The organism is Pseudoselenomonas ruminantium, assembly GCF_900142515.1.
In the GTDB taxonomy this organism is placed as follows: Bacteria; Bacillota; Negativicutes; order Selenomonadales; family Selenomonadaceae; genus Selenomonas_A; species Selenomonas_A ruminantium_D.
The window spans coordinates 91,221-98,295 of sequence record NZ_FRBC01000009.1 but is presented as its reverse complement, the minus strand read 5'-3'; the positions used below and the strand labels follow the sequence as shown (position 1 = coordinate 98,295).

Here is a 7,075-nt window from a genome sequence, read left to right as displayed (position 1 = left end):
AAAACTTCCTGCGTATCCAGTTTGGCAGAACCAACTTCGCTCATCACAATGATTTCACAGTTGTATTTCTGGAACAGGTGGTAAAATAGTTCAAAACCAACACGGGACAGTCTGTCCTTATAGGTAACGACCACCCGCTCCACATGGCCTTCCAACACTTCATCCAGCAAAGCAAAGAAGTCCTTGCGTTTTTCAAAACTGATTCCGCTGGCTATGTCAGAGTATATGCCGGATATGGTGTAGCCATTGGAAAAGCAGAACTGTTTCAAAAGAGAAATCTGATTTTCAAGGTCTGGTTTCTGCTTAGCTGTTGACACACGGGCGTATATAAACGTCTTACGCTTCATGTCCTTATTCAGGAAGCCGTATACATCTTCTTCATTATAATCGTACCGTTTGTTTGGCAGGACGTTGACTCGTATGATGCCCGTCTTTACATATTTGGTAAGTGTTGGCCGTGTTATTCCGAGAATACGCAGCACATCTTTTGCTAACATGGTACAATCCTCCTTCCTTGGTTATATTATACCATGTATTATACAAAATATATACTTTGATTTAATGTTTTTAATATACTATTTTACTATACCAAAATACCCAGTCCGGATAAGTGAGCCGGTTACCAAGAGCAGAAATCCCCGCCAATGTCCACTGCAATGGACAAACCACAGTATCAGCCGCCCTGCAGCCGTGTTATAATAAAATGATTCATTGCAACGCGAAAATGAGGTGACTGTATGCAAACGGGAAAACGGGAGGATTTTCTCATCCACAAGCTGCGCCAGCAGACGGGCTTCATCACCGTAGCCAGCCTGGCCCGGGAGTTGGATATCTCCACAAAAACCATCTACCGGCTGATTGGCAAGATCAATCAGGAAGCCGGTCAGGAACTCATCGAAGCGGCAAAAGGCAAAGGCATCCGCCTGAATTATGCCGCCTATCTGGAAAGCCGCTACCATCAGCACACGGCCGAGGCCGCCCCAGACATTCACTACAATTTTTCTCCAGTGGAGCGGCGCCTGCACATCATCAAGAAACTTCTGTTCCATGCTCCCCTGTCCCTGCGGGAGATGGATCTATTCGCTCCCTATTACCTGAGCACCTCCGCCATCTATGCGGACGAGGAGCTGATTGGCCGGATGCTGGCTCAGTACGGCCTTACCCTGCAGAAAAAGGACAACCGTCTGGCCGTAACCGGAGCAGAGCATCAGATCCGGCAGGGACTGATCCATCTGCTGACCAAACTGAACCTGCTGGATTTTGAGAATCTTACCGCCAGCAGCGACCTATCGCCCCAGCATCTGCAATTTGCCCGGCGGCAGCTGGAACTCATCGAACAGGAAATCGACAGCATCATTCCGGCACCTTATAACGTCAATCTCCTGACCCATCTCTACATCCTGATCTGCCGGGCCAGCCGCCGGGACTTCGACCAGCCCTTGCCCCAGCCGCAGGCTGCTGCCGAACATTCTCCCTATTGGGAACTGGCCCGGAAGGTCAAGGCTAATATCGAGGGCTATCTCTGCCAGCAGCTGCCGGATGCAGAAGCGCTCAACATCGCCAGCTATCTGACCGGCTCCCGCATCGAATCGGATACCCCCGCCCTGCCCCTGCCGGATGAAGCCCGGCAGATCACAGAATTTTACGTGCAGGAATTTGCCCGCAGGCTGGAGGTAAATGCCACCATCCAGCAGGTAGGCCAGGACCTCATCAGCCATATCGCCCCCATGCTGCACCGGCTCCGCCACGGCCTCATCGTCAGCAATCCCCTTCTGGACGATATCCAGCAGGAATACGCCGACATCTACCATGCCATCCGGGTCATCTCCACCCAGGCTGCCCAGACCTTTGCCCTGCCGTCCATCAATGATGATGAGGCAGGCTTCATCACCTTGTACTTTGCCCGCTACATGGAAAGCAATCCTCGCCGCCTGCGGGTCCTGATCATCTGCACCACGGGCCTTGGCACGTCAGAACTCCTGCGCACCAAGGTCAGCCGCTTCTTTCCGGAATTGGACATCGTGGGCACAGCTTCCCTGAAAACCGTCACACCGGCCTATCTGGCGGAAAAGAACATCGATTTCATCCTGACTACAGTGAAACTGCAGGAAAAGTTCCCGCTGCCCACCTTATTGGTCAACACCCTCTTTATCGAACGGGACAAGGAAAATCTGCGGCAAATCATCCAGAACCACAAAAACAAGGCCCCTGGCACAGAAATGCCCCAGCCTGTTTTCACCCTGGAAAACGTGCCAGACAAAAAGGCCTTGTTCAGATCCCTGATCCAAAACGCGCCCCAGGAACTACAACAACAGGCCCCGGCCATTATCACCGCCCTCTGTCAGCGGGAAAAACTTGGCGATACCTGCATTGCCCCCGGCATCGCCCTGGCCCATGCCCAGATTCCCGAAATATCCGCGCCCTATCTCGCCGCCACCATCATTCAGGAGCCGGTTCCCTGGGACCAGGAGGGCAATCCCGTCCATATCGTCATCATGATCCTGCTGCCCATGATTCCCGCCGCCAGCTCCATCCACCAGCTTCATGACCTCATGCACAAACTCGCAGACGAAGAACTCACCGACAAACTCGCGGCCCACCCCACTCCGGAAAATCTGCGGCAATACCTATTCAACTAGAAAATAATCAGCCGTCCCCTGAAGGGGGCGGCTGATTATTTTATGCGAACACCACGCCCGTGGCTTCCTCAAATTCTTCTGTCATCTGCTGCCAGGAACTTTCAATATCATCCGTCAGGCTGAAGAGCCCGCTTCTGCCGATGATATATACATCCGGCCCCGCATCATGGATGGCCTTCCAATGCTCCTTGTTGGTCGAACCGTCCATTTCGATGGTGTAATGGTAGCCGTTCTTTTCCCGCAGCTCCCGCAATTCCCGGATCTTGTCCAGCATACCGGACAAGAACCGCTGCCCGGCAAAGCCCGGGTCCACCGTCATGACCGTGACCTTGTCCAGCAGATCGATATAGGGCAGGATCTGCCGGATGGGCGTCTCCGGATTCAGCACCACGCCTGCCTGCAGCCCCGCCTCATGAATCTGGTCAATGAGACGATAGGCAATGCCATTGATGCGCTCTGCTGGCAGGCAGATGATCTCGCACCGGATGTCAATGAGCTGCTGAGTCCAGAATGCCGGGTCCTCCACCATGAGGTGGGCCGACATGGGCAGGTCGCTTAATTTCCGCGTCTGCTCAATAAACCAGGGCGACAGGCTCAGATTGGGCACGAAATGCCCGTCCATAATGTCAATGTGAAAAGAATCTGCGTGTTCGTTCAAAAAAGTAATCTGCTCCTTAAACTGATCCAGGTCCATGGTCATCAGCGAGGGAGAAATATTGATATGTTCCTGCATGATACACCTCTCAGCCAATCTTGATTTCGTCCAGTGCCAGATCTTCTTCCTCGGCCTCATCTTCCACCGGAGCCTCTACCGGTACCTCTGCCTTAATCAGGGCATAAACCGTACCCGTTACCACAATGTTGACCAGCAGAGCCATAAAGCCAGCCATCGGATGAGACATGGTGGGCAGCATCAGGAAGCCGCCGAAAGGAACCGTAGCATCTGCACCGTAGACCATGGTCACCGCACCGCCGCAGGCACCACCGATAGCAGCTGCCGTAATGCCCCGCACGATATCGTTCATGACGATGGGAATGGCACCTTCCACGATATTCACGACACCCATGGGCACAGCGGATTTCAAAGTCTCAATCTCAGCATTATTGTAGATGTTCTTCCGGAACAGTTTGGCGATGAAATAAGCCAGGCCAAAACCGATAGGCGTAGCCGTATTGACCAGCTGCAAGGCCGTGATGGGCTCATTGATGCCCTGCGCCTGCAGCGTCAGCACGAAAGCAAAGCAGGTCTTGTTGATGGGGCCGCCAAAATCCACAATGCACAATGCCCCTAAAACCGCACCCATGATGAGATTGGAAGAAGTTCCCATGCTGCGCAGGAAATTCGTCAGCATCTCCGTAAAGGCTCCGACCGGCGTGCCGATGATATAAACCATCACGAGACCGCTGAACAGCGATGCCAGGAAGGGAACGATCAGCGTAGGCATAAGCCCCCTTGCCCAAGCCGGCACCTTCACATTCTTGATGATGCCCAAAGCCGCATAACCAGCCAGATAACCGCCTAAGATACCACCGATGAAACCAGCGCTGATGGCGTTGGCTGACAGACCTGCCACAAAGCCCGGAGCAATACCCGGCTTGCCCGCAATAGAACCAGCAATGCCTGTAGCGATGACCACCGGCAGAAGGCCCAGTGCCTTGCCGCCCATGGTAGCCATAGCCTGCCACAGATCAAACTGTCCGGCCACCAATGAATCCTGGTAAGTCCCGCCCATGGCCATGCCAATGGCGATAATGAAACCGGCACCACAGACAATCGGAATCAGATACGAAATTGCCGTCAGCAAATGCCCCTTGGGATTTGCCGCCTGCCAAACTTCTTTCATAGACATGATAAAATCCCCCTTATCCCCAAATCATCTAATTTCATTATCAGGAAGCTGCCAGTTCATGCAGCTTGGCTATCAGCTTATTCGGTGACTTGATGGCCATCTGCGTCGGCACCCGCACGATTTTCTTCCCGGCAAATCGTTCCTCTCCGGAAACCTTCACATCCACTGCCAACAGGACGATATCAGCGCTGGCAATCTCCTCAGCGGTCAGGGCATTTTCCACCCCGATGGTGCCCTGGGTTTCGATTTTCACCGTATCCCCAGCCTTTTTCGCTGCCGCCTCAATCTTCTCCTGAGCAATGTAAGTATGAGCAATGCCCACCGTGCATGCAGAAATTCCAACAATGTTCATGATGAATCCCCTTTCTTTTCCCATGTATCATCAATTCATAAAAGCTTTGCGTACATCAGCAGCACTATCAGCCGCCAACAGATCGTGAACTACTTCCTCCCGGCCCAGTTTCCGGGCAAAGAGCGACAGCAATTTCAAATGAGACCGGGCACCCCGGTCATCATTGCCTACAGCAAAGAGGATGATTCCCTTTACACCTTGTCCATCCAAAGACTCCCAGGGGATTTCCTCATCCAGCACCGCAATGGATACGCCAATCTTGCGTACCCCGGCACTCTTACCGTGGGGAATGGCGATGTAGCCGCCAATCCCGGTGACTCCTTCGGACTCCCGCTGATATACATCCTGCAGATAAATTTCCTTATCCTGCAAGTAACCAGCTTCTTCCAGACTATCTGCCATCATGCTCAAAACCTCAGCCTTGTCATGGGCCTGCAAATGCGTCAGCACCGTCCCCGCGTCAATCACATCGAGAACACTTGCCTGTTCTTCCATAACGCACCACCCTTTCGCTCTTTCGCTTACATTTTGTATTATAACAGACCAGATTTCCCGTGCTTCCACTCGTTTGTCCACTGCAACGGTCATATTTTCCTGTCCACTGCAATGGACAGCTATGGCAGCCGCCTGCCAGTGCCAACAAATGCGGAAAACAAAACAAGGCTGGCTCCATCCACGAGCCAGCCTTGTTTTGTTCAATCACCTGACAACAGAAACTGCGAAGCAGCAATCAGGAACTCCCCCTTCTACTGCTTCGCAGTCTTACCTCCCGATTTTATGCCGTTTTCATGGCTGCATCAGCAACAAGCAGCGACCGTATCGCTCCCGTGGGGCATTTGGCCAGACATGTTGCTTCTGGACAATTTGCACATTTGCTGCTGTCCACTACGGCCACGAAGTTATCAATCTTGATAGCTCCTTGGCTGCAGTTCCGCATGCACAGGCCACAGCCGATGCAGGCATTGGCACAGAGTTTCTTGGCTGCCGGGCCTTTGTCGTGGGAGCTGCAGAGGACTTCCACCGGGTCATTGAAGCCCTTGAGGGTCAGGATTGCTTGCGGGCAGGTGCTTACGCATTTGCCACAGCCGGTGCAAATGTCCTTGTCCACCACGGGCAGCCCGTCCGGGCCCATGCTCATGGCGCCGAAGGGGCAGGCTTTGACGCAATTGCCAAAACCGATACAGCCGAATTTGCAGCCCTTGGGGCCGCCCTGAATCAGCTTGGCCGCCGCACAGTCCGGCACCCCCTCGTAATGAGCCGCCATAGCCGCAGCAGTTTTCGTGCCCCGGCATTTCAGCGCAGCGTACTTGGGTTCCGTGGCCTCGGCTTTCTTGCCTGTAAGCTCGGCGACTTTTGCCGCCACAGCCGCCTTGCCCGGCACACAGAGATTCGGTGCCACCGTGGGATCTTCCACCACGGCTTCGGCATACTTGGCACAGCCCGCAAAGCCGCAAGCACCGCACTGGCCTTTGGGCAGGATTTCTTCGACTTCATTGATCAGCGGATTCACCGCCATATAGAATTTCTTATCCGCCAATGCCAGCACGATGCCGAAGAACAGCCCGACACCGACCAGCACGACGATAATCAGTATTGCTTTTTCCATTTATCTCCACCTCATCCGTTACCTCTTGAAGGAAATGTAAATATCTCCTAAAGCCCATCCATTCATTGCGGGCGTTTATAAATTACAGTTTGTTGATAAGTTCGTGCCAAAGGCAACCCGTTCATACGCCGTCAGGGGTTCACGGGGGAGTGCTTTTTCTGTTTCCGCTAAACGACCCTCCCTGCAAGGTCAGAGTTACTTAGCTGGATGCGCCGGGCAGGCCAGCGGCGCGTCTTTCAGCGTGCTCTTTAGCTGCTACTTGTGTCGGGCCGGTCTTCGCTATCGCTCAGACAGTCGCTCCCACAGAAAAAGCACTCCCCCGTTCGCCCCAAGGCACGATTTTGGGCATTGGCACGAACCGTTTCTCCCGTAACAAGCACATCGATGTGTTTGCAGCTTTCAGCAAGGGCATAGCGGTTTTGAGATACGTAACTTTGGGTGGCGGTGGGGATGCTTTTTCGCCGACGGAACGACTGTCCGAACGAAGTGAGGACTGGCCCGCAAACAGCATGTGCTGGAAACTTCGTTGACAGACGCGCCGCCGGCCTGCCCGGCGCCAAGTTACTGGAAGTTGCGTACTTATGCTGGCGGGTCATTTAGTGGAGCGGCGAAAAAGTATTCCCACCGC

Annotated in this window: 8 protein-coding genes; 2 read left to right on the top strand and 6 right to left on the bottom strand. The window is 53.5% G+C overall.

Annotated features, from left to right (window positions below; all coding sequences use genetic code 11):
- Nucleotides 1-497, bottom strand: a 497-nt coding sequence (locus BUB68_RS06375) for an IS607 family transposase (protein WP_073089217.1), incomplete at its 3' end; no start/stop codon positions are given.
- Between the two features lie 240 nt (nt 498-737).
- Here BUB68_RS06375 and BUB68_RS06370 point away from each other — a divergent pair.
- Nucleotides 738-2,639, top strand: a complete 1,902-nt coding sequence (locus tag BUB68_RS06370; RefSeq protein WP_073089214.1) for a BglG family transcription antiterminator — start codon at nt 738-740, stop codon at nt 2,637-2,639.
- Nucleotides 2,640-2,679: 40 nt separating this feature from the next.
- On the opposite strand, the gene alsE is transcribed toward BUB68_RS06370, so the two are convergent.
- The 5 genes from alsE to rnfB form a co-directional block, all read right to left on the bottom strand.
- Entirely contained in the window at nt 2,680-3,372 is a 693-nt protein-coding gene (alsE, locus tag BUB68_RS06365; protein WP_073089212.1) for a D-allulose 6-phosphate 3-epimerase, read from the bottom strand.
- 10 nt (nt 3,373-3,382) lie between these two features.
- Nucleotides 3,383-4,489 carry a PTS fructose transporter subunit IIC gene (locus BUB68_RS06360; protein ID WP_073089210.1) on the bottom strand — a complete coding sequence of 369 codons (1,107 nt, stop codon included), beginning with the start codon at nt 4,487-4,489 and terminating at the stop codon, nt 3,383-3,385.
- A 40-nt stretch (nt 4,490-4,529) separates the two neighbouring features.
- Complete coding sequence (locus BUB68_RS06355; RefSeq protein WP_073089207.1) at nt 4,530-4,841, bottom strand: PTS fructose transporter subunit IIB; 312 nt, start codon at nt 4,839-4,841, stop codon at nt 4,530-4,532.
- Between the two features lie 30 nt (nt 4,842-4,871).
- On the bottom strand, nt 4,872-5,336 hold the full coding sequence (locus BUB68_RS06350) for a fructose PTS transporter subunit IIA (protein ID WP_073089205.1): 465 nt from the start codon (nt 5,334-5,336) through the stop codon (nt 4,872-4,874).
- Nucleotides 5,337-5,616: 280 nt separating this feature from the next.
- The gene (gene rnfB, locus BUB68_RS06345; RefSeq protein ID WP_073089203.1) at nt 5,617-6,447 is read right to left on the bottom strand and encodes an RnfABCDGE type electron transport complex subunit B; all 831 of its coding nucleotides are present in this window, start codon (nt 6,445-6,447) and stop codon (nt 5,617-5,619) included.
- A gap of 341 nt (nt 6,448-6,788) precedes the next feature.
- Here rnfB and BUB68_RS15215 point away from each other — a divergent pair, with 341 nt between their 5' ends.
- On the top strand, nt 6,789-6,977 hold the full coding sequence (locus tag BUB68_RS15215) for a hypothetical protein (protein ID WP_178139476.1): 189 nt from the start codon (nt 6,789-6,791) through the stop codon (nt 6,975-6,977).
- Nucleotides 6,978-7,075: the final 98 nt, after the last annotated feature.

Coding starts and splice junctions, on each gene's coding strand:
- alsE (WP_073089212.1), bottom strand. CDS start 3,372: ATGCAGGAACATATCAATATTTCTCCCTCGCTGATGACCATGGACCTG.
- BUB68_RS06350 (WP_073089205.1), bottom strand. CDS start 5,336: ATGGAAGAACAGGCAAGTGTTCTCGATGTGATTGACGCGGGGACGGTG.
- BUB68_RS06360 (WP_073089210.1), bottom strand. CDS start 4,489: ATGTCTATGAAAGAAGTTTGGCAGGCGGCAAATCCCAAGGGGCATTTG.
- BUB68_RS06355 (WP_073089207.1), bottom strand. CDS start 4,841: ATGAACATTGTTGGAATTTCTGCATGCACGGTGGGCATTGCTCATACT.
- rnfB (WP_073089203.1), bottom strand. CDS start 6,447: ATGGAAAAAGCAATACTGATTATCGTCGTGCTGGTCGGTGTCGGGCTG.
- BUB68_RS06370 (WP_073089214.1), top strand. CDS start 738: ATGCAAACGGGAAAACGGGAGGATTTTCTCATCCACAAGCTGCGCCAG.